Annotated in this window: 24 protein-coding genes; 16 read left to right on the top strand and 8 right to left on the bottom strand. The window is 49.0% G+C overall.

The features are described from left to right. Positions 1-12: 12 nt before the first annotated feature. The 3 genes from srfAC (at position 13) to SB847_RS17040 (ending at position 6,032) form a co-directional block, all read left to right on the top strand. Positions 13-3,849, top strand: a complete 3,837-nt coding sequence (gene srfAC, locus SB847_RS17030) for a surfactin non-ribosomal peptide synthetase SrfAC (RefSeq protein ID WP_410564593.1) — start codon at positions 13-15, stop codon at positions 3,847-3,849. A gap of 19 nt (positions 3,850-3,868) precedes the next feature. Further along, positions 3,869-4,600 (top strand): surfactin biosynthesis thioesterase SrfAD, encoded by a 732-nt coding sequence (gene srfAD, locus SB847_RS17035; protein ID WP_410564595.1) that lies wholly within the window; start codon positions 3,869-3,871, stop codon positions 4,598-4,600. A 121-nt stretch (positions 4,601-4,721) separates the two neighbouring features. Next, the gene (locus SB847_RS17040) at positions 4,722-6,032 is read left to right on the top strand and encodes an aminotransferase class I/II-fold pyridoxal phosphate-dependent enzyme (RefSeq protein ID WP_101669980.1); all 1,311 of its coding nucleotides are present in this window, start codon (positions 4,722-4,724) and stop codon (positions 6,030-6,032) included. A 35-nt stretch (positions 6,033-6,067) separates the two neighbouring features. Here SB847_RS17040 and SB847_RS17045 read toward each other — a convergent pair whose 3' ends face one another. From SB847_RS17045 to bsdA, 6 genes are all read right to left on the bottom strand, one after another. Next, a complete protein-coding gene (locus tag SB847_RS17045) occupies positions 6,068-6,742 on the bottom strand; it encodes a 4'-phosphopantetheinyl transferase family protein (RefSeq protein WP_007410244.1) in 675 nt (224 codons plus the stop codon). Positions 6,743-6,840: 98 nt separating this feature from the next. Continuing rightward, a complete protein-coding gene (locus SB847_RS17050; RefSeq protein WP_023356699.1) occupies positions 6,841-7,452 on the bottom strand; it encodes a YczE/YyaS/YitT family protein in 612 nt (203 codons plus the stop codon). 117 nt (positions 7,453-7,569) lie between these two features. Then, positions 7,570-8,313: a cystine ABC transporter ATP-binding protein TcyC gene (gene tcyC, locus SB847_RS17055; RefSeq protein WP_007609342.1), complete on the bottom strand. Its 744-nt coding sequence runs from the start codon at positions 8,311-8,313 to the stop codon at positions 7,570-7,572. A gap of 12 nt (positions 8,314-8,325) precedes the next feature. Continuing rightward, positions 8,326-9,030 carry an amino acid ABC transporter permease gene (locus SB847_RS17060; RefSeq protein WP_101669981.1) on the bottom strand — a complete coding sequence of 235 codons (705 nt, stop codon included), beginning with the start codon at positions 9,028-9,030 and terminating at the stop codon, positions 8,326-8,328. After that, the gene (gene tcyA / locus SB847_RS17065) at positions 9,017-9,814 is read right to left on the bottom strand and encodes a cystine ABC transporter substrate-binding lipoprotein TcyA (protein ID WP_003156373.1); all 798 of its coding nucleotides are present in this window, start codon (positions 9,812-9,814) and stop codon (positions 9,017-9,019) included. The genes SB847_RS17060 and tcyA overlap by 14 nt, the downstream gene beginning before the upstream one ends. 129 nt (positions 9,815-9,943) lie before the next feature. Next, positions 9,944-10,816 carry a transcriptional regulator BsdA gene (gene bsdA / locus SB847_RS17070; RefSeq protein WP_032872848.1) on the bottom strand — a complete coding sequence of 291 codons (873 nt, stop codon included), beginning with the start codon at positions 10,814-10,816 and terminating at the stop codon, positions 9,944-9,946. 93 nt (positions 10,817-10,909) lie between these two features. On the opposite strand from bsdA, the gene SB847_RS17075 reads away from it, so the two are divergent. The 4 genes from SB847_RS17075 to SB847_RS17090 are packed head-to-tail and all read left to right on the top strand — an operon-like array spanning position 10,910 to position 13,654. Beyond that, positions 10,910-11,524, top strand: a complete 615-nt coding sequence (locus tag SB847_RS17075) for a non-oxidative hydroxyarylic acid decarboxylases subunit B (protein WP_087920750.1) — start codon at positions 10,910-10,912, stop codon at positions 11,522-11,524. A gap of 2 nt (positions 11,525-11,526) precedes the next feature. Then, positions 11,527-12,948 (top strand): phenolic acid decarboxylase BsdC, encoded by a 1,422-nt coding sequence (gene bsdC / locus SB847_RS17080; protein WP_007609358.1) that lies wholly within the window; start codon positions 11,527-11,529, stop codon positions 12,946-12,948. 17 nt (positions 12,949-12,965) lie between these two features. Next, positions 12,966-13,193 carry a non-oxidative hydroxyarylic acid decarboxylases subunit D gene (locus SB847_RS17085; RefSeq protein ID WP_007410250.1) on the top strand — a complete coding sequence of 76 codons (228 nt, stop codon included), beginning with the start codon at positions 12,966-12,968 and terminating at the stop codon, positions 13,191-13,193. Beyond that, complete coding sequence (locus SB847_RS17090) at positions 13,193-13,654, top strand: pyridoxamine 5'-phosphate oxidase family protein (protein WP_410564607.1); 462 nt, start codon at positions 13,193-13,195, stop codon at positions 13,652-13,654. Before SB847_RS17085 ends, SB847_RS17090 begins: the two co-directional genes overlap by 1 nt. Positions 13,655-13,696: 42 nt before the next feature. Here SB847_RS17090 and SB847_RS17095 read toward each other — a convergent pair whose 3' ends face one another. After that, complete coding sequence (locus SB847_RS17095; protein ID WP_032872853.1) at positions 13,697-15,175, bottom strand: peptide MFS transporter; 1,479 nt, start codon at positions 15,173-15,175, stop codon at positions 13,697-13,699. Positions 15,176-15,453: 278 nt separating this feature from the next. Between SB847_RS17095 and SB847_RS17100 the strand changes: the two genes are divergently transcribed. Then, positions 15,454-17,199, top strand: a complete 1,746-nt coding sequence (locus SB847_RS17100) for a right-handed parallel beta-helix repeat-containing protein (protein ID WP_101669983.1) — start codon at positions 15,454-15,456, stop codon at positions 17,197-17,199. Between the two features lie 92 nt (positions 17,200-17,291). Here the strand turns inward: SB847_RS17100 and SB847_RS17105 are convergent, their stop codons facing one another. After that, positions 17,292-17,513 carry a YczF family membrane protein gene (locus SB847_RS17105; RefSeq protein WP_032872857.1) on the bottom strand — a complete coding sequence of 74 codons (222 nt, stop codon included), beginning with the start codon at positions 17,511-17,513 and terminating at the stop codon, positions 17,292-17,294. Between the two features lie 121 nt (positions 17,514-17,634). On the opposite strand from SB847_RS17105, the gene gerKA reads away from it, so the two are divergent. The 8 genes from gerKA to SB847_RS17145 all read left to right on the top strand — a co-directional run bounded on the left by gerKA (position 17,635) and on the right by SB847_RS17145 (position 25,909). Further along, a complete protein-coding gene (gerKA, locus tag SB847_RS17110; protein ID WP_101669984.1) occupies positions 17,635-19,275 on the top strand; it encodes a spore germination protein GerKA in 1,641 nt (546 codons plus the stop codon). After that, positions 19,262-20,488, top strand: a complete 1,227-nt coding sequence (locus tag SB847_RS17115) for a Ger(x)C family spore germination protein (protein ID WP_082998966.1) — start codon at positions 19,262-19,264, stop codon at positions 20,486-20,488. The genes gerKA and SB847_RS17115 overlap by 14 nt, the downstream gene beginning before the upstream one ends. A 24-nt stretch (positions 20,489-20,512) precedes the next feature. Further along, the gene (gene gerKB, locus SB847_RS17120; protein WP_101669985.1) at positions 20,513-21,631 is read left to right on the top strand and encodes an endospore germination permease GerKB; all 1,119 of its coding nucleotides are present in this window, start codon (positions 20,513-20,515) and stop codon (positions 21,629-21,631) included. A 167-nt stretch (positions 21,632-21,798) separates the two neighbouring features. Continuing rightward, a complete protein-coding gene (locus tag SB847_RS17125) occupies positions 21,799-23,124 on the top strand; it encodes an LLM class flavin-dependent oxidoreductase (protein WP_029326230.1) in 1,326 nt (441 codons plus the stop codon). 13 nt (positions 23,125-23,137) lie between these two features. Continuing rightward, entirely contained in the window at positions 23,138-23,629 is a 492-nt protein-coding gene (locus tag SB847_RS17130; RefSeq protein WP_003156352.1) for a GNAT family N-acetyltransferase, read from the top strand. 28 nt (positions 23,630-23,657) lie between these two features. Further along, the gene (locus tag SB847_RS17135) at positions 23,658-24,449 is read left to right on the top strand and encodes an amino acid ABC transporter substrate-binding protein (protein ID WP_410578174.1); all 792 of its coding nucleotides are present in this window, start codon (positions 23,658-23,660) and stop codon (positions 24,447-24,449) included. A gap of 22 nt (positions 24,450-24,471) precedes the next feature. Next, positions 24,472-25,146, top strand: coding sequence for an amino acid ABC transporter permease (locus tag SB847_RS17140; protein ID WP_007410261.1), 675 nt, complete (start codon positions 24,472-24,474; stop codon positions 25,144-25,146). 13 nt (positions 25,147-25,159) lie between these two features. Beyond that, complete coding sequence (locus tag SB847_RS17145) at positions 25,160-25,909, top strand: amino acid ABC transporter ATP-binding protein (RefSeq protein WP_007609376.1); 750 nt, start codon at positions 25,160-25,162, stop codon at positions 25,907-25,909. Positions 25,910-25,915 lie beyond the last annotated feature (6 nt).

Below are 25,915 nucleotides of genomic sequence, written 5' to 3' on the forward strand. Positions count from 1 at the left end.
GGAGCGGAGCAGATGAGCCAGTTCAAAAAAGATCAAGTTCAGGACATGTATTATTTGTCGCCGATGCAGGAGGGAATGCTGTTTCATACTCTCCTGAATCCCGGCCAAAGCTTTTACATCGAACAAATGACAATGAAAGTAAAAGGCAGCTTGAATATCAAATGCCTTGAAGAAAGCATGAATGTGATCATGGACCGATACGATGTATTTCGTACCGTGTTCATTCACGAAAAAGTAAAAAGGCCGGTCCAAGTCGTATTGAAAAAACGGCAGTTTCAGATAGAAGAAATCGATCTGACACATGTAACGGACAGCGAGCAAACAGCCAAAATCAATGAATACAAAGAACAGGATAAGATCAAGGGCTTTGATTTGACGCGGGATATTCCGATGCGGGCAGCCATTTTTAAAAAATCGGAAGAAAGCTTTGAATGGGTGTGGAGCTACCACCACATCATTTTGGACGGCTGGTGCTTCGGCATCGTCGTGCAGGATCTGTTTAAGGTATACAATGCCCTGCGCGAACAAAAGCCGTACAGCCTGCCGCCGGTCAAACCGTATAAAGACTATATCAAGTGGCTTGAAAAGCAGGATAAACAAGCATCACTGCATTACTGGCGCGGGTACTTAGAAGATTTTGAAGGACAAACGACATTTGCGGAGCAAAGAAAGAAACAAAAGGACGGCTATGAGCCGAATGAGCTGCTCTTCTCACTGCCGGAGGAGGAAACAAAAGCATTTACCGAGCTTGCAAAATCGCAGCATACCACTTTGAGTACGGCGCTGCAGGCGGTTTGGAGTGTATTAATCAGCCGCTACCAGCAGTCTGGCGATTTGATCTTCGGCACAGTCGTTTCCGGGCGTCCCGCAGAAATCAAAGGCGTTGAACATATGGTCGGGCTGTTTATCAATGCTGTTCCGAGGCGGGTGAAGCTGTCTGAGGATACCACATTTAACGGCTTGCTCAAGCAGCTGCAGGAGCAATCGCTGCAGTCTGAGCCGCATCAATATGTGCCGCTCTATGACATCCAAAGCCAGGCCGATCAGCCAAAGCTGATTGACCACATCATTGTGTTTGAAAATTATCCGCTTCAGGATGCAAAAAATGAAGAGAACAGTGAAAACGGCTTTGATATGGAGGACGTCCATGTTTTTGAGAAATCGAATTATGATCTCAACCTGATGGCTTCTCCAGGTGATGAGATGCTGATTAAGCTTGCCTATAACGGGAATGTGTTTGATGAGGCGTTTATCCTGCGCTTAAAATCTCAGCTTCTCACTGCGATTCAGCAGCTCATCCAGAAGCCGGATCATCCTGTCAATACGATCAGACTTGTTGATGAAAAGGAAAGAGAGCTTCTGCTTACCGGCTTAAACCCGCCGGCTCAGACTCATCAGGCGAAGCCTCTGACGGATTGGTTCAAGGAAGCGGTGAATGTAAATCCTGATGCGCCGTCGCTTACGTATTCCGGCCAGACTCTTTCCTATCGTGAATTAGATGAGGAAGCGAACCGTCTTGCGCGCCGTTTGCAAAAGCAAGGTGCGGGCAAAGGCTCCGTTGTCGCGTTGTACACGAAGCGCTCGCTTGAACTGGTGATCGGCATTCTCGGCGTATTAAAAGCGGGAGCGGCTTATCTGCCGGTTGATCCGAAGCTGCCGGAAGACCGAATCTCGTACATGCTGGCTGACAGTGCGGCAGCCTGTCTGCTGACACATCAGGAGATGAAAGAAAAAGCGGCTCAGCTGCCGTATACAGGAACAACACTCATCATCGATGATCAAGCACGGTTTGAGGAACAGGCAAGCGATCCTGCAGCCGCAATTGATCCCGATGATCCGGCGTATATTATGTATACGTCCGGCACAACCGGAAAGCCGAAGGGCAATATCACCACTCATGCCAATATTCAAGGATTGGTCAAGCATGTAGACTACATGGCATTTTCTGAAAAAGATACGTTCTTATCTGTTTCCAATTACGCCTTTGACGCATTTACCTTTGATTTCTACGCATCAATACTGAATGCGGCACGGCTCATTATCGCAGATGAACATACACTGCTTGATACAGAACGGCTCACTGATCTGATCCGGCAGGAGAATGTCAATGTCATGTTTGCGACAACCGCACTTTTTAATCTTCTCACCGATGCGGGAGAGGAGTGGCTGAAGGGGCTTCGCTGTGTGTTATTCGGGGGTGAGCGCGCGTCTGTGCCTCACGTCAGAAAGGCGCTTGAGATCATGGGGCCTGGTAAGCTGATTAATTGCTACGGGCCGACTGAGGGAACGGTGTTTGCGACAGCTCACGTCGTGCATGATATCCCGGATTCCATTCCCTCATTGCCGATCGGAAAGCCGATCAGCAATGCAAGTGTTTATATTCTTAACGGGCAAAATCAGCTTCAGCCATTTGGGGCTGTCGGTGAACTGTGCATCAGCGGAATGGGTGTATCAAAAGGGTATCTGAACCGTCATGACCTGACGAAGCAAACGTTTATCCCAAATCCGTTCAAGCCGGGAGAAACGCTTTACCGCACAGGGGATTTAGCACGCTGGCTGCCGAATGGAACAATTGAATACGCAGGCCGCATTGACGACCAGGTCAAAATACGCGGACACCGGATTGAGCTTGAAGAAATCGAAAAGCAGCTGCAGGAATACCCGGGTGTGAAAGATGCGATCGTTGTTGCGGACCTTCATGAGTCCGGAGATGCATCAATCAACGCCTACCTCGTGAACCGGACGCCGCTTTCAGCTGAAGACGTAAAGAGGCACTTGAAAAAACAGCTTCCTGCTTACATGGTGCCGCAAACCTTTACTTTCTTAGAGGAGCTTCCGTTAACGACAAACGGGAAGGTCAATAAACGGGAGCTGCCGAAACCGGATCAGACTCAGCTGGCGAAAGAATGGATCGGGCCTCGAAACGCGACGGAAGAAACAATTGCACACATCTGGTCCGACATCCTCGGCAGACAGCAGATTGGGATTCATGATGATTTCTTCGCGCTCGGAGGCCATTCCTTAAAAGCGATGACGGCAGCGTCGCGCATTAAAAAAGAGCTCGGTACGGACATTCCGGTGCAGCTGTTATTCGAAGCGACGACAATCGCAGACATTGCCGGTTATCTGCTTCACGGTGAAGAAAAAGGTATGAAAGATCTCACCATCATGAATAAAAATCAGTCTGACACACTGTTTGCGTTCCCGCCGGTTCTCGGTTACGGGCTGATGTACCAGCCGCTGGCAAAACAGCTGTCCGGCTATAGAATTTGTGCGTTTGATTTTATCGAGGAAGACAACCGCATCGAACGCTACACAGAGCTGATCAATCAGCTCCAGCCGGAAGGACCGGTCAAGATGTTTGGATACTCGGCAGGCTGCACGCTCGCCTTTGAAACGGCCAAACGGCTTGAAGCCGAAGGACGTAAAGTGGAGCGGCTGATCATGGTTGATTCTTATAAAAAACAAGGCATCAGCGACTTAGAAGGCCGCACCGTAGAAAGTGATGTCCAGGCGCTGATGAAGGTAAACCGGGACAATGAAGCGCTGAATAACGAAGCCGTCAAAGAAGGTCTCGCCAAAAAAACAAACGCGTTTTATTCTTATTTCGTGCATACCGTCAGCACCGGCACGGTCAAAGCGGATATAGATCTATTAACGTCAGAACCGGACTTTGCGATGCCGCCGTGGCTCGCTTCGTGGGAGGAAGCCACGACAGGTGAATACCGTGTGAAAAAAGGCTGCGGCACGCACGCAGAAATGCTTCAGGGAGAATGTCTCGAAAGGAATGCGGCATATTTGCTCGAATTCCTAAGGAAGGAACATCTGAAGCTGACAACTTCACGATAGAAAAGGAGGAAGCCCGCCAATGGTCCAGCTCTTTAAATCGTTCGATACCACAGAAAAAACGCAGCTTATCTGTTTTCCGTTCGCAGGAGGCTATTCCGCATCATTCCGCCCGCTCCACACCTATCTTCAAGGTGAGTGTGAGATGCTTGCCGCGGAACCGCCGGGACACGGAACAAATCAAATGTCCCCCGTTGAGGATTTTGAACAGCTTGTCAGTTTATACAAGCAGGAGTTGAATCTCCATCCTGACCGCCCGTTTGTGCTGTTCGGCCACAGTATGGGAGGCATGGTCGCTTTCAGGCTGGCGCAAAAGCTGGAGCGGGAGGGCATTTACCCGCAGGCCGTGATCATCTCAGCCATTCAGCCGCCGCACGTGGAAAGGAAAAAAGTGTCTCATCTTGATGATGAAAAATTTCTCGCCCATATTATCGAGCTTGGCGGAATGCCGCAGGAGTTAGTGGAGAATAAGGAGGTCATGTCATTTTTCCTGCCTTCTTTCAGATCCGACTACCGCGCGCTTGAAAGCTTCCGTCCGTCTGATTCTCACATGATTCAATCACCCGTCCATATATTTAACGGGCGGAAGGATAAAAAATGTATCAAAGATGCGGACGAATGGAAAAAATGGGCCGACAATCCCGTATTTCATGAGTTTTCGGACGGCCACATGTTCATATTAAGTGAAACTGAAAAAGTGGCGGAACGAATCTATGAGATTATTAACAGGAGCACGGCAGGCCAATTGTTATAGGATATGACAGACAGCATTCGCTGTCTGTTTTTTGTAACAAAATCTGCCCGCGCGTTTTCTCATTTATCAAAAATTTTATGTTATGATTTGATGGAATATAATTTTGAAGGGATTGTCGTACATGAATGATGCAGCAAAAGAGCTGAACAGAACATTATCTGAAGAAAACCCGCACGTGCTTCATATGCTTTCTGATTTGGGCAGAGAGTTGTTTTATCCGAAAGGGGTGCTGACACAATCGGCGGAAGCGAAAGCCAAGGCCGGAAAGTATAATGCCACGATCGGGATTGCCACCTCACAAGGCGAGTCCATGCACTTTTCCCATATTCAAGAGACACTGTCCGCCTATAACCCCGATGATATCTACGATTATGCTCCGCCGCAGGGAAAAGAGCCGCTCAGACAGGAATGGCTGAAAAAAATGCGTCTCGAAAATCCTTCATTAGCCGGCAAAGACATCAGCACGCCGATCGTGACAAACGCTTTAACACATGGGCTGAGCATCGCCGCCGACTTGTTCGTCAATGAAGGGGATACGCTGCTTCTGCCTGATAAATATTGGGGAAATTACAATTTCATTTTCGGTGTCCGGCGCAAGGCATCCATTGAGACGTACCCGCTTTTTCAGCAGAATGGGCGTTTTAATGCGGCGGGGCTGTCCGAGCTGCTGAAAAAGCAGGAAGAAAAGGCGATTGTCGTGCTGAATTTCCCGAATAATCCGACAGGCTACACGCCGGGAGAAGAGGAAGCGGCAGAAATCGTCAGCGTGATCCTGGAGGCGGCGGAGGCCGGCAAAGAGATTGTCGTGCTCGTAGACGATGCGTATTACAATCTGTTTTACGATGAAACGGCCATTCAGGAATCCATCTTCAGCAAACTCGCCCAAGTGCACGACCGGGTGCTTTGCGTGAAAATAGACGGCGCGACGAAGGAAAATTACGCGTGGGGCTTCCGCGTCGGTTTTATTACGTACAGCACAAAAAGCGAAAAAGCGCTGCGCGTGCTCGAGGAAAAAACAAAAGGGATTATCAGGGGAACGATTTCGAGCGCCCCGCATCCGTCCCAAACGTTTATGCTGCGGGCGATGCAGTCACCGGAATACGAGAAAGAAAAATCGCTGAAATATAACATCATGAAAAAACGGGCTGACAAAGTGAAAGCCGTTCTTGCAGAAAACAAGCACTATGATGACGTATGGACGCCTTACCCGTTTAACTCGGGTTATTTCATGTGTGTCCGGCTGAAAGACATAAACGCCGGCGAATTAAGAGTCTCGTTGCTTGAAAAGAGAGGAATCGGGACGATATCCATTAATGAAACCGATTTGCGAATCGCATTTTCATGTGTTGAAGAGGAACACATCGCGGATCTGTTCGAAGAAATTTATCAAGAAGCAAAGCAGCTGCAGAAACAGGCGGAAATATCAGGCTGACAAAAAAGGAGGGGGACACCCTCCTTTTTCTATGCTTACAGCAGCTCTTCATACGTTTTCATCTCAATCCCGTCACAAAAATCGGGATGCGCCGCACAAACGGCCAGCTTATACTCCTCGTCAGCCTCATATGTGCGGATGAAACAAGGTTCATGCCCGTCCGGAAGCTCAATGGACACATGGCCGTCGTCTTTGAGGCGGACGCTGAATGAATCAAGCGGCAGGGAAAGCCCTTTTCCGGCCTGTTTGATAAAGCTTTCTTTCATCGACCACAGGTGGTAAAAATAATCGGTCTGCTGATCGGGGTGTTTCGCTTGCAGATCACTGTATTCCGTCGGCGAAAAAAACCGTTTGGCGATATCAATCGTGCCGGGCTTCATTTTTTCAATATCAATGCCGATCGGTTTTGAATCAACGGCGCACACGATCCAGCGACCGGAGTGGGAAATATTAAAGTGCATGTCCGGAAGCGCGGGGATGTACGGCTTTCCGTATTCCTGAACGCTGAATGAAATCCCGGCCGGATCAAGTCCGTAAGCCTTCGCCGCAGCGGTGCGGATCAGCATGTCGCCGATCAAGGTGCGGTGAGCATCCTCCTTATGGTAAAAGCGCCGGCATTTTTCCCGCTTTTCGGCGGACACGGCCGCCATCATCCGATCCTCTTCCCCTGCAGAAAGCGGGCGGTCCATATATACTCCGTAAATCTTCATGTCCAGATCCTCCGTCTGAAAATATTGTCAAAACCATCCTATCATATCAGACGAAAGCTGTCCGAAAATAAAAAAACAAAACCGTTTCGGCTTTGTTTTTAATGAACGGACGTTGCCCGCCCGGAGATCGCGTATGTTAACAGTTTAGAGGACTGCGGCAAAGAAAAACGCAGAATCAGCCCCGTCAAAACAGCCGTAATAATGGTTCCGGCGCCGATCGGTCCGCCCATCATCCAGGCTGCGGCAAGAATCGTCAGCTCAATGCCGTTCCGCACCCATTGCACGTTCCAGCCCGTTTTTTCAGATATCAGCATCATCAGAGAGTCCCGGGGGCCCGCGCCGAGCCCTGCTGATACGTAAATACCGACGCCGCACCCGATCAGCAGCAATCCGATAGAAAAACACACGGCCGCTAAGGAAAAAGCGTGCGTCTCAGGAAGCAGAAACGAAAAGAAATCAATAAACATTCCCATCAGCACCATGTTTAAGATAGCGCCGATTTTCGGGAGTGTCCTCGTGAACAGGCAGGTTAAAGCCACAATGACCGCGCCGACCACGATGGACCATTGGCCGACAGAAAGCCCGAAATGCTGAAAAAGCCCATAATGAAAGGCATCCCAAGGGCTGATGCCGAGAGCTTTTCCTTTAATGGTTAACGATACCCCGAAAGACAAAATCAACAGACCGGCAAAATAAAACGTCCAGCGCATCAAGAATTCCCGCTTCAAAGAGGTCCCTTCTTTCATAAAATTTCATTAATTGTCATTGTAGCATAACCGCCAAAAAAAAGAAGAAGCGAAATCAGTGTTTCGCTTCTTCTCCCGCTCCTACAAAGGATTCAGTATACGATTTAAAAACCGCTGCGTGCGTTCTTCTTTCGGCGCGGAAAAAATGTGGGCCGGCGGTCCTTGTTCCACAATGACGCCGCCGTCAATGAAGATGACTTCATCGGCCACTTCCTGCGCGAATTTGATTTCATGGGTGACGACGACCATCGTCCAGCCTTCGTTCGCCAGATCCTTAATCACTTTGAGCACCTCGCCGACCAGCTCCGGATCGAGCGCTGACGTCGGTTCGTCAAACAGCATCAGCTCGGGCTGAATCGCAAGCGCGCGGGCGATGCCGACCCGCTGCTGCTGACCGCCGGAAAGCTGGAACGGATATAAATCCATTTTGTCTTTCAGTCCGACTTTTTCCAGAAGCTCTATCGCTTCTTTTCTGACTTGCTCCTTGTCGCGCTTTTGCACTTGAACGGGTCCTTCCATGACGTTTTCAAGCGCCGTGCGGTGAGGAAACAGATGATACGCCTGAAAGACCATGCCTGATTTGCGGCGGAGGCGAAGAATATCAGCCTGCTTCACTTTTTTGGAGAAATCTATTGAAAAATCGGAGAATGCCAGCTCGCCGCGATTGGGAATCTCAAGCGCGTTCAGACAGCGCAGAAGCGTCGTTTTTCCTGAACCGGACGGCCCCAGAATGGCGATGACTTTCCCTTTTTCTATCTCCATATCTATCTTTTTTAAAATTTCATTCTGTCCGAATGATTTATTTAATCCTTTGACGGAAAGCATATCGAAACCTCCTTATTTGGCCACATAACGGTCGAGACGCCGTTCGATCACGTGCTGTACGATTGACAGCAAGAAGCAGATGATCCAATAAATAAAGGCGGCTTCAATATAGATGACCAAGATTTGATCAAGGTTTTGCGCGCCGATTTCCTGCGCTTTTCTGAACAGCTCCGCGACGAGAATCTGTGACGCGAGAGATGTATCCTTGATCAGGCTGATAAATGTATTTGATAATGGCGGAATGGACACGCGAAACGCCTGCGGCAGGATCACGCGGAACAATGTCTTGCGATAGGTCATGCCGATCGTATAACCGGCTTCCCATTGCCCTTTCGGCACGGATGAAATAGATGCCCGGATGATTTCAGAAGCGTAGGCGCCCACGTTTAATGAAAACGCGATGACTGCGCTTGGGAAAGGGTCCAGCGTAATATTAAATGTCGGGAACAGATAAAAAATGATGAACAATTGAACGAGAAGAGGAGTGCCGCGCACCGCTGATACGTATACGCTGAACACCCATCTCAATGGTTTCATATTTGACATTCTGGCGAGCGCCGTCATCAGCGCGATGATCATTCCGAAAATAAAGGAAAGAATGGTAAGGGGAATCGAGTAATAGATTCCCCCGGAAAGAATCGGCCAGAATGACTGCTGCACCAAATCCCATGGAATGGCTGTTGCAATCACGGGCTCCGGCATGTTACTTAGAAACATCTTCGCCGAACCATTTTTTCGCTATTTTAGAAAGAGTCCCGTCCTCTTTCATTTCTTTTAACGCCTTGTTGACGTGAGTCACAAGTTCGCCGCTTCCTTTTCGGAATGCGAAATACGTCTGCTGAGGCTGGCCTGCTTCAAACGCGATTTTCACGTTTTTATTGCCGGACGTTTTTAAGTAGTTCAGTACGGCAAGCTTATCGTTGTAAGTCAGATCAGCGCGGCCCTGCTGAATGAGCTGAAGGGATTGCGCCATGCCTTCAACGCCTTCAATTTTCGCGCCGGCTTCTTTCGCTAATTTATTGTAATTGCTTGTTAATGACTGAGCCGCTGTTTTTCCTTTGACATCAGCCTCTTTCGCAATCGTGCTGTCTTTTTTCGTCACGACGACTGCATTTGACGTTGTGTATTTATCAGAAAAATCATATTGGTTCTCACGGCCTGTTTTGCCGACTTGGTTGGCGACGACGTCAAACCGTTTCGCGTTTAATCCGGCAAACATGCTGTCCCATTGCGTTTCTTTGAAGTCAGCTTTCAGACCGAGGCGTTTCGCCACTTCTTGAATCACTTCCACATCATATCCGGTCAGTTTGTCAGTCTTTTTATCATGGAAGGTAAACGGTTCGTACGTTCCTTCTGTGCCGACGGTCAGTACGCCTTTTTTCTTGACAGAAGCCCAAAGATCGCCGTCTTTTGACTTAGATCCGCTGTCCTGTGAGTTTCCGCAGGCTGCAAGCATTGCGATGCTGACCATCATGAACAAAGCGAATAATGCTTTTTTCATCTTCTTTATTCCCCACTTTTCTGAGTAGTTTTATTGAGAAAAAATAGCTCCCAATTGTAAAGGATAACTTTTTTTTAGTATGAGTCAAGTAATTGGTTTTCATGAGCGGGAATTCTTCGTGTTCCGGGATCAAAATAATTCCAAAAACTGTCTGACCGGCTTCGGCAGGTAGCTGTCTTTCCTCCAGATGACGGCCGGTGTCATGACAAACGGGTTGTCTTCGATGATAACCGTTTTGACATGCGAGCGCATATGGACGGGAATCATCGTCAAAGGCAGAATTGTGGCGCCGAACCCTGATGATACGAGGCTCAAGAGCGTCGCGGAGTCATGGCATTCACAGACAACCTGGAGGTCGAGACCGTACTGTTCACAAACTTGGAGGACTTGGTCATACACACCTCTTCCATTGACGGTGCGCAAAAGGATCAGAGGCAAAGAGGCGATGTCATTCAGTTTAATCGTTTCTCCGCACATTCGTTTTGAATGCTCGGACAGCACCAATACACACGGAATGTCTTCAAGCTCCTTCGATTCAATGCCGTCGTTTTTAATCAAGGTGGTGGTGACGGCGGCGTCAATCTGCCGGGTTTCCAGAAGCTCAAGCAGTGAGACGGGTTCATCTTCCCAAATGTTAAAGGTGAGATGCGGAAACCGCTCTTTCATCTGTGACACTTTCTCAAGCATGAGCGCTGCGCAGTAAATGGTTGACCCGACGGCAAGTGTCCCGGCCACCTCTTCCTTCAGCTCTTGTACCTCGATAATGGCATCCTCAAACTTATGAAGAATCTCTTTCGCTCTTTTCAAAAAGACATTTCCTTCATATGTAAGGGTCATTTGTTTCTTTTTATTGCGGTCAAACAGAATGACGCCCAATTCTTCTTCGAGCTGTTTCAGCTGTCTGCTTAAAGGCGGCTGTGCCATATGGAGCTTTTTGGCGGCCGTCGTGATTTTCTGCTCTTGGGCAATGGTGATGAAATAACGCAATTGCCGGATATCCATGAGAACGCTCGCTCCTTTCTTTTATACCTTTAAGGTATGATACATAGATTTAACGAATATTTTTCATATGGATATATCAGGAGTATGATGGTTTTGACACCACATTTCAAGCGTAAAGGAGGGGTCAATATGAAGCTCGTCATCGGAATGACCGGGGCAACGGGAGCCATATTCGGGATCAGGCTTTTAGAATATTTAAAAGCCGCGGAGATCGAAACCCATCTTGTCGTGTCTCCTTGGGCAAATGTCACCATTACACATGAAACCGATTATACGTTAAAAGATGTCGAGAAACTCGCATCCTATACGTATTCTCACAAAGACCAGGCAGCGGCGATTTCAAGCGGTTCGTTTGAAACGGACGGGATGATCATCGCTCCGTGCAGCATGAAATCACTGGCAAGCATCCGCACTGGAATGGCTGACAATCTGCTGACAAGGTCGGCTGACGTCATCCTAAAGGAGCGGAAAAAACTTGTGCTGCTGACAAGAGAAACGCCGCTCAGCCAAATTCATTTAGAAAATATGCTAGCGCTTACAAAAATGGGTTCCGTCATTCTTCCGCCGATGCCGGCATTTTATAACAAGCCGGCTGACATGGATGAATTGATCGACCATATTGTGTTCCGGACGCTCGATCAGTTCGGCATCCGTCTGCCGGAAGCGAAACGGTGGTACGGAATTGAAAAACAAAAAGGAGGAATCTGATAATGGCCTATCAGGATTTTAGGGAATTTCTCGCCGCTCTTGAAAAAGAAGGGCAGCTCTTAACAGTCAACGAAGAGGTAAAACCGGAGCCGGATCTGGGCGCCGCAGCGCGTGCAGCCAGCAATCTCGGGGATAAAACCCCTGCGCTTTTGTTTAACAATATTTACGGACATCACCATGCGCAGGTGGCTCTGAATGTCATCGGCTCGTGGCCGAATCACGCGATGATGCTCGGAATGCCGAAAGATACGCCTGTTAAAGAACAATTCTTTGAGTTTGCCAAACGGTACGATGCATTTCCGGTGCCGGTCAAACGGGAAGAAACCGCGCCGTTTCATGAAAATGAAATAACGGAAGATATCAATCTATTTGACATCCTTCCGCTATTCAGAATCAACCAGGGGGACGGCGGCTACTATTTGGATAAAGCGTGTGTCATTTCCCGCGATCTTGAAGATCCGGACAATTTCGGCAAGCAGAATGTCGGCATTTACAGAATGCAGGTAAAGGGAAAAGACCGCCTCGGCATTCAGCCCGTGCCTCAGCATGATATTGCGATTCATCTTCGCCAAGCTGAAGAACGCGGCGTGAATCTTCCCGTTACGATAGCGCTTGGCTGTGAGCCGGTGATTACGACGGCTGCGTCAACTCCACTGTTATACGATCAATCCGAGTATGAAATGGCCGGCGCGATTCAAGGGGAGCCCTACAGAATCGTCAAATCTAAATTGTCTGATTTAGACATCCCTTGGGGCGCTGAAGTCGTTCTGGAAGGAGAGATCCTTGCGGGAAAACGGGAATACGAAGGACCTTTCGGTGAGTTCACGGGCCATTATTCAGGCGGCCGCAGCATGCCGGTGATCAAAATCAAACGGGTATATCATAGAAACAATCCGATTTTTGAACATTTATACTTAGGCATGCCGTGGACGGAGTGCGATTATATGATCGGCATTAATACGTGCGTGCCGCTTTACCAGCAGCTCAAGGAAGCTTATCCGAACGAAATTGTCGCCGTGAATGCGATGTATACGCACGGGCTGATCGCCATTATTTCCACGAAAACGCGCTACGGCGGATTTGCCAAGGCGGTCGGCATGCGCGCCCTGACCACGCCGCACGGACTCGGCTACTGCAAAATGGTCATTGTCGTGGATGAAGATGTCGATCCGTTTAACCTGCCGCAAGTCATGTGGGCGCTCTCAACGAAAATGCATCCGAAACACGATGCAGTCATCATTCCTGACCTGTCCGTCCTTCCGCTTGACCCGGGGTCTGATCCGGCAGGGATGACACACAAAATGATTCTTGACGCCACAACGCCTGTCGCGCCGGAAACAAGAGGCCATTATTCGCAGCCGCTTGATTCTCCGCTGACAACGAAAGAGTGGGAACAAAAACTGATGGACTTAATGAATCAATAAGAAAGGATGAGGTTGCAATGAAAACATGCCCGCGCTGTGAATCGAAAAAAGGAGAAACCGTCAGCCAATCGCCGGTCAAAGGCGCTTGGGAAATTTACCAATGCCAAACCTGCTTTTTCACATGGAGATCCTGTGAACCGGAAAGCATCACGAATCCGGCGGCATTCAACCCGGCATTTAAAATTGATCCGAAAGAAACGGAGACGGCCGCACATGTTCCCGCTGTTCCGGAAAGAAAAGCGTAATGCTGACGGAGCACTTGCCGGAGGCGCTTTACACGCTTATAGATGGGACGGAGCTAGAAAAAAAGCAGCACGACGCGTTTGTGCTGCAATCTGTGACAAAAGAAGGCCGTCCGCACGCGGCCATGATCAGCGCCGGTGAAATCGTGGCCGTGAGCAGCACGAATCTCCGGCTCGCCTTATGGAAAAACACGACGACCGTAAAAAGCCTGCTGCATTCGGGACAAGCGCTTTTCATCGCCTGGCACGGAGGAGCCGCATATTACGTCACATTGGAATGTGAGGCGCTTCCGCCGCTGAAAGAGGCGAAACACGAGCGGGAACGGTTCAGCTGCCGCGTGATCACCGTCAAGGAAGATCGGGCGAAATACGCGGATCTGACATCCGGACCGGCCATCCAGCTCCACGAACCGGAAGATGTCTTGAAGAGATGGAGAGAAACACTTGAGGAGTTAAAACGATAGACGCATAAAAAAAGCCTGCGGACGATTCCGCAGGCTTTTCTTTTATTGTACGCCTTTCATCGCCCGTTTAATAACGGGAGATAGAAGAATCAAAATAATACCAAGAATGATCGAAATAAGACCGATTGAGCCGAAGTAGGCCGCTTCAGAAATCTTATCAAACAAACCGACTACTTTTGCGTTCAAGGCTTGACCGCAGGCGTTTGTTAAAAACCACATGCTCATCGTCTGCGCTGAGAAAGCGGCAGGCGCAAGTTTCGTTGTGACGGATAAACCGACCGGTGAAAGGCAAAGCTCACCAAGCACAACCAAAAGGAAGCTGAGCACAAGCCAAAGCGGGCTCACAAGCTCGCCGCTTCCGCCCATAACCGGAAGCACCATGACTAAAAATGATAATCCGGCAAGGATAATGCCGATCGCGAATTTAATCGGTGTTGAAGGCTGGCGTTTGCCGAGCTTCATCCAGATCCACGCGAACACCGGCGCGAAAATAACGATGAATAACGGGTTCAGAGACTGGAACCATGAAGACTCAAGATGCATGCCCGCAAAGGAAAGTCTCGTGCGCTGATCCGCATATAAAGCAAGAATCGTCGCGCCCTGCTCCTGAATCGCCCAGAACATTGCGGCTGCAATAAACAGCGGAACATAAGCCGCAAGCCGTGATTTTTCCGTTTTCGTCGCTTTTTTGCTCGTGAACATCACGATAAAGTAAATAACCGGAATGACAATGCCGAGGATACTGACGGTGTCAATCACACGCTGGATCGTCAGCCAGCCGGTTTGAATCAGAACGACGATAACGGCTGCTGCGATGACCACTCCGATTCCCGTGCCGATCACTGATGATTTAGAAATCGGATTCGGTACATTGGAGCCTGCTTTGCCGAGGTATTTCTTTCTCGTAAGAGCGAAAACAATCAGTCCGAGGAACATACCGGCCGCGGCGCATCCGAAGCCTAAGTGGTAGTTGTACTTCTGTCCGAGTGTTCCGACAATTAGCGGCGCAAGCAATCCGCCGAGGTTGATCCCCATGTAAAAGATGCTGAAACCTGAGTCGCGGCGCTCGTCTTCCTTCGTATATAAATCTCCGACAACGCTGGATACGTTTGGTTTAAGCAGGCCGGTTCCGATAATGATCAGAGCCATGCTGGTAAAAAACGCCGCCGTGCTGCCAGGGAAGGCAAGAGCGATGTGCCCGAACATAATTAAAATCCCGCCGTAAAATACGGTGTTTGCCGTGCCGAATACCCGGTCGGCCAGCCATCCGCCGATGACGCTCGACATGTATACGAGAGACCCGTATATGGACATGATGGCAACTGCGGTCGTTTTATCAAAGCCGAGACCGCCATGAGCGACTTCCGTGTATAAATAGTAAAGCAATATGGCTCTCATACCATAGTAGGAGAAACGCTCCCAAAATTCGGTGAAAAACAGTGTAAACAAGCCGCGGGGATGACCGAAAAAGCCTCTTTGCGGCACAGTTTCTGTTATAGAGTCCTTATCAATAGATGCCACCTGAGCCAACCCTTTCTTAAAAAAGTGTATTACAAAAATCATATTCTTATATAATACTTGTGTCAATATAATTTATACTGAATTCAAAAAATTCCAGAATGAAAAGATATTAAAACGTTGAATATAGACGAATCTTCCTAATTCCAATGACTTATTTTGTTATATTATCTGACGAAACTATCTTTATAAACTTTTTTAATAAAATTTAAAGTATGTACAGGCGGAGCGGGATAGAGCGGAATAAGATGACAATAAGAGAGGAAGGAGGAGATTATTACTTGCCGAATCGTATATTGGATATTACGGATTGCGGTGTGGCGGCAGACGGAAAAACCGACGTGACGGGCGCCATCAATCAATGCTTGGCCAGGGCCGTAAGCGAAGGCTGTCATACGGTGTTTTTTCCGCCCGGAACGTATAAAATCAACGGCACGCTTGGCGGGGACAGAAGCCAGCCGTTTCGGAACGCCGGGATTAACGTGCCGAGCCATCTCACCATCGTTTTAGATCCGGAATGCACGATTAAAGTGGCGCCGAACAGCTCCTGGGGCTACTCGGCTTTCTATATAGGCAGGCGTGAAAATGTCACCATCACCGGCGGCCGGATCATCGGGGAACGGGATGAACACACGTATACCAATGTCCCTTTGCGGTCGACCCATGAATGGGGGTTTGGAATCTGTATTGAAGGCAGCAGCAATGTGCTGATCGAAAATGTGAAGATTTCGGATTTTACGGGAGACGGCATAATTGTCAGCCCGCTTGGGTTAAAAACAAACAGTGATTACGAAACTTCAGAACACGTGACCATCCGCCGCTGTGAGATCAGGCAGTCAAGGCGGAACAACATTTCAATCACCGGCTGCCATACCGTTACGGTGGAAGAATGCGTGATTGAAGACGCCGGGCAAGGGAACGGAACGGCTCCGAAATTCGGAATCGATATTGAATCGTACGGAGAAGGCGATATTGATTATGAAGAAGCTCTTCATATTACGGTCCGCAACAACTTCTTCTCCGGCAACGCCGCAAGCTCAGTCACCAATTTTAACGGATATAATGTGTTAATTGAAGGAAATCATTCCGATAACACGATCAGCTACGGGTATGGGGCACATACCGTCATTTCGGGGAATGTCTTCTTTCGGTCAGACGGCGGCTCAAGAACCGCAGTCGCCGGACAAGGTGTGTCACAAGGACAGGACAGCAGCAATGCCGTCATTTCCAACAATCTGATTACCGGGTTTTCCACCGGAATAGATGTAAGGGGAAAAAGCGTCCTCGTCACCCACAACAAAATCAATCAATTTGAAAATACGGGCATCTCCGTCTATCAGGCAGAAGATGTGACCGTTGACGGCAATGTCATTGAAAACGGACGTTCCGAAACGAGACGAAGCACGGGGATGCGGGCGACGCTGTCGGAAAACGCCGTTTTTACGAATAACACTCTGAATCAGGTGACAGACGGAATCAGCATGTCGGCCGGCAATATCACCGTAAAACAAAATGTGCTGACATCGTTCAGCCGGGGCATATGGGTCACAGGCGGAAATGCCGTTATTGAAGGAAATACGCTCATTCCGAATGCGTATCAGGGCGCCGCGGAGTCCTATGCCGTATCTGTAACAAATGACGCCAGGGCTGTCATCAAAGGCAATCTCTTTAAGAACTATAAAAACTATCCCGTATTCAGTTCAACATCCTCGGGAACCTCTGTCATCAGCAACCGCTTTGAATCATCACCGCTTATCGTTACCGTGTATCTGAACTCAGGCACGCATGAAGTCATAGACAATACGCTCACGATCAACCGAACGGCGGGCAGCCCGATCGGCATCTATCTGAACGGAGCCTCCAATTCCCTCGTGTCGGGCAATACCATCAACAACCTTTCCGCCGCTTCTGCTTCCGCCATCCAAACCAATTCCTCCGCAAGCACCAAAATCATCGGCAACCACATAATCAGAGGCGTCATTGTGAAACACACGACAGATACGGAAAGCGGAAATATCGTCATCTGAAAACAATCTGCGCCGGAAAAATAAAAAGAACACATGAACTCCGAAAGAAGGAGGGATGTGTTCTTTTTTGACACAATACAGCCGTGCGCCTGTCAGGCATCTTTTTTACCTGATTTATATAAAGCGATCATTTCTCTGATTAAAAAGAGGGCGAATAAAAACAGCATCAGCCATTCTGAGAAGGTGGTCAATTTAAAAGCGGACAGGTTGTTTTGGACCGCTCCATAGAAACTGAAACCTTGCAGCATATCCATCGCGAGTGAAATCACCAGCAAGGCAGCCAGCAAAAAAAATGAAACTCCCAATATTTTCATGAGCAACACTCTCCCTTTTTATCCTTTTCGATTACGCAAAACTTATACAGACTTTCCGCCGTGCATAATCTTTTGCCTTACAGGAAGAATATGAAAAAAACGAGGAAAGGTTTTTTGCGATATGCCGCCATTTTTCAAGCAGAAGAAACAAAAAAAAGCCGATCAAAACGACCGTGACAATGAAGACAGAAAAGAAGCGGCCAGCCAGCCGGACAAAGAGCGGGATGAGCCGATCTCCCTCAGCTTAAAAGAAAATATGAAGAAGCTGTCTGAGAGGTTCGGCAACAGTGCCGATGTCGTCATCCGCCGGCTGAAAATCGGAAAAGAAGAGCTTCCGGCCGCAATTGTGTATATCGCCGGTTTGGTAGACGAACAGCTTGTCAGCCAATCCCTTCTGGAGGATTTAATCGACATCCCGTCCGTTCAGCCGGAACAAGCGGTCTGCCTGATATACGATAAAACGCTTGCGATCGGCGGGGTGAAAGAGGAAGAGAAGTGGAAAAGTCTTTATGCCGGGCTGGTGGCGGGCAGCACGCTCATTTTTGTCGACGGGGCTGACAAGGCGCTGATCGCCAGCACGGAAGGGGGAGAGCACCGGTCCATTCAAGAGCCGAGCACTCAGGTCTCTTTCCGCGGCCCGCGGCAGGGATTCACTGAATCTCTGCAAACCAATATTTCCATGATCCGCAGGTATGTAAAAACGCCTGATGTATGGGTTGAAAAAATGGAGATCGGACACGAAACGAATACGGATGTCGCGCTGATGTATATTAACGGAATTTGCGATAAAAAGCTGATTAAGGAAGTCCGCAAGCGGCTGAAGCACATTGACATCGACAGCATTCTGGAATCCGGCTACATTGAACAGCTCATTGAAGACGCGCCGTTTTCCGTGTTTCCCACCGTATATCATACGGAGCGGCCGGACGTTGTGGCGGGGAATCTGCTGGAAGGACGATTTGCGATTATCGTGGACGGAACGCCGTTCGTTCTCCTCGCGCCGGCCTTATTTATTCAATTTTTTCAATCGGTTGAGGATTATTATTCACGATTTGATATCGCCACCAGCATCAGGGTGCTGCGGGTTTTGATCTTCTTCATTTCACTGGTGGCGCCGGGGATTTATGTGGCGGCGACGACCTTTCACCAGGAAATGATTCCGACGCAGCTGCTGATTGTCATCGCGGCCCAGCGGGAGACGGTGCCGTTCCCGGCCGTGATTGAAGCGCTGACGATGGAAGTGGCTTTTGAGATTCTCAGGGAGGCGGGTGTCCGGCTTCCGAGAGTTGTCGGCTCCGCCGTTTCCATAGTCGGAGCGCTTGTCATCGGCCAGGCCGCCGTACAGGCCGGCATCGTTTCCCCGGCCATGGTTATCGTCGTCGCGCTGACGGCGATTGCCAGCTTTGCGACCCCGGCTTTTGACATGGCGATATCTGCGCGCCTGATCCGGTTTCTCTTTATTCTGTCGGCGGCGGTCATGGGATTTTACGGGCTGATTCTGGGCATTATCATGATGTTTGTCCATCTGTGCGGCCTGCGTTCATTCGGATTTCCGTATATGTCCCCGCTCGCTCCTTTAACCCCGGGCGGACTGAAGGATTCTCTCCTCCGCGCTCCGTTATGGGCGGATGAAAAAAGGCCGGGACTGCTCGTGCAGGAAAACAACAGGCGCCAAGGGGAACATCAAAGACCGAAACCGGAGACATCCAGAGGAATGGTTAATAAAGATGTAGAAGAGGGCGACGGTAATGAAAAGACGTAAATGGATGCTTATCCTTTGTACGATGGTTTCCCTTATGTTTGTATCCGGATGCTGGGATAAAAGGGAGCTGACCGATTTAGCGGTGATCTCCGCCATCGGTATTGACCGGACTGAAACGGGAAAATACGTCCTTCACTTTCAAATTATCAATCCGGGAAACGTGGCCGGCGGTCTGCAGGGCGGCGGAGCGGGAGACCGGCCTCCGGTTTCCGTCTATTCGGTGTCCGGAGACAATTTGACGGAAGCTTTGAGAAAAGGCTCGATGAAAGTGTCCAGAAGGCTCTATTTTGCGCATACGAATCTCGTGGTGTTCAGTGAAAAACTGGCGAAAGAGGAAGGGCTCAGTTTTATTCTGGACAATCTTGACCGCGACACCGAATTCAGGACGACCGCAACCGTTGTGATCGCGCATAATTGCAAGGCTGAAGACATTATTAAAGTGCTGACGCCGATTGATAAAATCCCTTCCAATAAAGTGAACAAGACGCTCAGCTTCACGCAGGAACAATACGGCAGAGTCATTAAAACCAGCCTTCAGGACGTTCTGATTGATCTCGCTTCTCCGACCGGGTCGCCGTTTATTCCTGGTTATGAAATGCACGGAGACGATAAAGCCGGTCCTACGATGGAAAATACGCAGACAACTGAACCGAAAGCAGTGCTGTCAGCGGACGGACTGGCGGTGTTCAAAAAGGATGGGAGGCTGGATTACTGGATTGAGGATGACGACAGTGTGGGGGCTGTATGGCTTCTCAATAGGATCAAGCATACGTTCATCAATGCGGATTGGAAGAACGTGAAGCACGCAATCAGTCTGCAGGTCACCCGCCAGAATACAAAGGTGACGGCCACTTTTCCGAACGGAAAACCGCATATTCACGTGCATGCTCAGGTCGAGGGGCTGGTGGACGCTGTCAGATACCCTTTCCATCTGTCTGATCCGCAAGTGCTGATGACGATGCAAAAGGCGCTCAGCGTACAGCTTGAGAAAGATATCACCAAATCGATTGAAGATATAAAAGCCCATAAGAATGACTTCGTCGGCTTCGGAGACCTGATCTATCGGAAGCATCCAGACAAATGGAAAAAGTTCAAAGGGAAGTGGGATGAAGAATATTTCCCCAATCTCCCCGTAGATGTCAAAACGGAAGTCATTATCAGAAGAACGGGCTTGCGGAATAATCCTCTCTCAGACAAGCTTGAGCATGATTGATTTGAGGAGAAAGGAGCGAAGCGTATGGAAAATGCGAAAATCGGCACGCGTCAGCTGTTTATTATGATCATTTTGTTTGAATTGGGCAGTTCGTTATTGATCCCGCCGGGCACGATGGCCGGGCGGGATGCATGGCTGTCCGTGCTTCTCGGGTGCGTTATCGGTCTCGGACTTTTCTGCGTTTATCAGGCGCTGTATCAATTTTTTCCTGAGTCTTCTCCGAGAGATTACATGAACGAACTGATCGGCAGACATCTGAGCTGGGCGGTCTCCCTTCTTTATATTCTCTATTTTGCTTATATCGCCGCCCGCGTATTGCGGGATTTTGGCGAAATGCTGGTCACCTTCGCCTATCAGGACACGCCGATTTTAATTGTGAATGCCATGCTGATGATCGCCGCGATATTTGCGGTCAGAAAGGGAATTGAAGTGATAGCGAGAGCCGGCGAGCTGCTGTTTGGTATTATGTATTTCCTGACAGCCGTCGGGCTGATCCTCATTATCAGCTCAGGCACGATAAACCTCAGATTTCTCCAGCCCGTTTTAGCGGAGGGTGCAGGAACGGTCATTTATTCCGTGTTTAAACAGACGATGTTCATCCCGTTCGGTGAATTAATCGTTTTTGTCATGATTTTCCCTTATTTAAAAGATCGGAAAAAGGTGAAGAAAACCGGATTTATGGCGATTATCATCAGCGGGCTGTTTTTGGCGATGTCAGTGGCGATTAATATTTGTGTGCTGGACGTCAACTTAATGCTCCGCTCTCAATTTCCGCTGCTGAGCACCATACAGACAATTAAAGTGGAAGAGTTTTTAGACCGGCTGGATGTCTTTTTCATGCTCGTGCTCGTCATCGGCGGTTTTTTCAAAGTCAGCCTTTTTACATATGCGGTTGTCGTGGGCGTGTCCACGCTGTTTAAAGAAAAAAATCCGTCCCAGCTGGCCTTCCCGGTCGGATTGGGGGTGCTGATTCTCTCCATCAGCATCGCAAGCAATTTTTCGGAACACATGAATGAAGGCTTAAACATTGTGCCGATCTATATTCATCTTCCGTTTCAAGTGCTGTTCCCCGTTTTGCTGCTTATCATTGCCGTTATTAAGAAAAAGGTCAAAGGGACCGTCTATACCGTTTCGAAGAAATAACCCGGCCGGTGCGCCGGGTTTTTTAAATATCATGATTTTTGGCTTAATGCATTGACAAACTTGCCTGACAATTGTACATTTTGATTTATTCTTATAAAATTACTAGGAAATATAGGTTTAGTCGTGTTAATATTTTCCGAACCGTATTTCAGAATAGAAGGAGATCCATCATGACAAAGAAAAAAGAAATCAAACTCGGTGTGTTTCTCGCCGGCACCGGCCATCATGTCGCTTCTTGGAGACATCCTCAGGCACCGGCGGACGCGAGCATGAATTTGGATTATTTCAAAGAACTGGCGAAAACAGCTGAGCGGGGGAAATTGGACATGCTGTTTTTGGCGGACAGTTTATCAATAGACGGCAAATCACATCCGAATGTGCTGACGCGCTTTGAGCCGTTTACGCTGCTGTCGGCGCTCGCTCAGGTCACATCCCGCATCGGTCTGACGGCGACCGCATCTACCACATACAGCGAACCGTTCCATATCGCGAGACAATTTGCATCGCTTGATCATCTTTCCAACGGCCGCGCGGGCTGGAATGTCGTCACATCTTCGATTGAATCGACCGCGCTTAATTTCAGCGGCGAAAAGCATCTTGAGCACCATCTCAGATATCAGCGCGCGGAAGAATTCGTTGAAGTCGTCAAAGGATTATGGGATTCGTGGGAGGAAGACGCCTTTATCCGTGACAAAGAATCAGGAGCTTTTTTCGATAAAGACAAAATGCATGAATTGAACCATAAAGGAACATATTTCTCCGTGAGAGGGCCGTTAAATGTCGCCCGCACACCACAAGGGCGCCCGGTCATTATTCAGGCCGGATCATCAGGAGACGGAAAAGCGCTGGCCGCCAAAACGGCGGAGGTCATTTTCACCGCGCAAAATCATTTGGAGTCCGCGCAGGAATTCTATCAATCTATTAAAGAACAAGCGGCTTCTTTCGGCCGTGATCCTGAAAAAATCGCGATCATGCCGGGAATTTTTCCCGTTATCGCCGATACTGAAGAAGAAGCGCAGGCAAAATATGAAGAGCTCCAAGACCTCATCATTCCGTCTGTCGGCCTGAACATTCTGCAAAACTATCTGGGCGGCGTCGACCTTTCCGCCTGCCCGCTTGACGGCCCGCTGCCTGAATTGGATGCTGATGCGTCGAATGCCGTTAAAAGCCGGTTCAAGCTCGTTCAGGAGATGGCTAAACGCGATAACATGACCATCCGCGAGCTGTACAAATATGTGGCGGGTTCAAGAGGCCATCATATCTTTGTCGGAACGCCAGAACAGCTTGCCGATAAGATGGAAGAATGGGTCGGAAAACAAGCTTGTGACGGTTTCAACATCATGCCGCCGCTTTTGCCTGAAGGTCTCACTCTTTTTGTAGACAAAGTGATTCCGATTTTACAAGAACGGGGCGTGTTCAGAAAAGAGTATGAAGGAACGACGCTCAGAGAACATTTCGGACTGGAAAAACCAGCAAACCGATATGCCGACTAAAGGAGGGCTCATCATGTCAAGACAATACCGGCTCGCAACGGAGGCAGACGCTGATGAGCTGCTTTCACTGACACTGCGGGCGTATGAACCGATCCGCAAGCTCGGCATCAACTTTGCCGCTGCCACGGCGGATAAAGAACTCGTTTTAAATAACATACAAAAAAACGCCTGTTACGTTTTGGAGGAAGACGGACGGATTCTGGCGACGATTTCTCTGCGGATGCCGTGGGGGCCGAATCCCGGGCCGTACGGTGTCCCTCATATTTGGTGGTTCGCCGTCGATCCTGAAACCGGAAAAAAAGGGACGGGCTCAGACATGCTGGAGTGGCTGGAGAATACAGTGCTCCGCGATACATTAAAAGCGCCTTTCGTGTCACTGGGCACAGCGGACAAGCATCCGTGGCTGATCGGCATGTACGAGCGGAAAGGCTACGTTCGTGCAGGCGAAAAGGATTTAGGAAAAGGGCACATCACCATTTATTTAAAAAAACAATTGCAGGATTAACATTTTAATAGGAAAAGGCGGGATTTCAATGAAGAAGAAAACATGGGCTTTGCTGCTGTCTGCCGCGCTTTTGGCGGTTTTATCAGCATGCGGAAACGGAAAAGAAAACGAAGGCGGCGATAACGTACTGCATGTAGGCGCCACGGGACAAAGCTATCCGTTTGCATATAAAGAAAATGGCAAGCTGACCGGCTTTGACGTGGATGTCATGGAAGCCGTCGCGAAAAAAATCAACATGAAACTGGACTGGAAGCTGCTTGAATTCAGCGGTCTGATGGGAGAGCTCCAGACCGGCAAACTCGACACCATCTCTAACCAGGTCGCTGTCACGGACGAACGCAAGAAAACGTATAACTTCACAGAACCGTATTCGTATGCGGGCACTCAAATCGTCGTCAAAAACGATAACAAAGACATCAAATCAGTCAACGATCTAAAAGGAAAAACAGTGGCGGCCGTTCTGGGCTCAAACCACGCGAAAAACCTTGAGAGCAAGGACCCGGATAAAAAAATCAACATTAAAACGTATGAAACACAAGAAGGCACGCTGAAAGACGTGGCTTACGGACGGGTTGACGCTTATGTAAACAGCCGCAGCGTCCTGATCGCCCAGATCAAAAAGACCGGTCTGCCTCTGAAATTAGCAGGAGACCCGATTGTCTATGAAAAAGTCGCTTTCCCGTTTGCGAAAGATGCGGCTCACGATAAAATCCGCAAAAAAGTAAACAAAGCCATTGAAGACCTGCGAAAAGAAGGCACGCTGAAAAAGCTGTCTGAAAAGTATTTTAAAGAAGACATCACAACGGAAGCAAAGCATTAAGAAACGGCGGTGAAAATCGAGAATGAACAGCATTGATTGGGGATTTATGTTTTCAGCTTTTCCCGCGTTAATCGAAGCCTTGCCGATCACATTACTAATGGCCGTCGCGGCCATGGTATTTGCCGTGATCGGCGGCCTTATATTAGCGCTTATCACAAAAAATCGTGTTCCTGTGCTTCACCAGCTGTCAAAGGTGTATATTTCATTTTTTCGGGGCGTGCCGACGCTCGTGCAGCTTTTCTTAATTTATTACGGCCTGCCCCAGCTCTTTCCCGGAATGAGCAAGATGACGGCGTTAACTGCGGCGATTATCGGGTTAAGCCTGAAGAATGCCGCCTACTTGGCTGAAATCTTCCGCGCGGCGCTCAACTCAGTCGATGAGGGGCAGCTTGAAGCCTGTCTGTCTGTCGGAATGACAAAATCCCAGGCGTACAGACGGATCATTTTCCCGCAAGCCGTCAGAAACGCGCTTCCCGCGACGGGAAATACGTTTATCGGCCTGTTAAAGGAAACATCGCTCGCCTTTACATTAGGAGTGATGGAAATGTTCGCCCAAGGAAAAATGTACGCATCAGGCAACCTCAAATATTTTGAGACGTATTTAGCCGTCGCGGTCATGTACTGGATTCTTACGATTATTTACAGTGTGCTGCAGGATCTGCTCGAACGGGCGATCAGCAAGCCTTATCGCACATAGGAGGAGGCTCAGGATGATACAAGTCAGACATATTCGAAAAGCATTTAAAGACCTTACCGTACTTGACGGGATCGACCTTGAGATCAAAAGCGGCGAAGTCACGGCCATCATCGGCCCGTCAGGCTCGGGAAAATCAACGCTCCTCCGTTGTTTGAATCTGCTGGAGCGCCCGGATGACGGCATCATTGAAATCGGTGATGCAAAACTGAATGCAGTGTCCTATTCGCGCAAAGACGTTCATAAGCTTCGCCAGCAGACGGCGATGGTGTTTCAGAATTACAACCTGTTCAAAAACAAAACCGCCCTGCAAAATGTGACAGAGGCGCTGATCACCGCGCAAAAGAAACCGAAAAAAGAAGCGGAACAGATCGGTATGGATCTGCTGCGGCAAGTCGGTTTAGAACACAAAGCGGACAGCTACCCGATTACGATGTCGGGCGGGCAGCAGCAGCGGATCGGGATTGCGCGCGCCTTGGCCGTTGATCCTCACGCGATTTTACTGGATGAACCGACTTCGGCCCTTGACCCTGAGCTTGTAGCCGGGGTGCTCCAAGTCATCAAATCAATTGCCGAAAAACAGACAACCATGATCATCGTCACGCATGAGATGGCTTTTGCTCGTGAAGTGGCCGACAAAGTTATTTTTATGGCAGACGGACGCATCATCGAACAGGGAACGCCGGAAGAGCTGTTTGACAATCCGCAGAACGAACGGACGAAAAAATTCATTAAGCAAGTGGGAGAGCCCGCCGAACTTGTCTAAGAAGGG

Source organism: Bacillus sp. SIMBA_026 (assembly GCF_046535335.1).
In the GTDB taxonomy this organism is placed as follows: domain Bacteria; phylum Bacillota; class Bacilli; order Bacillales; family Bacillaceae; genus Bacillus; species Bacillus velezensis.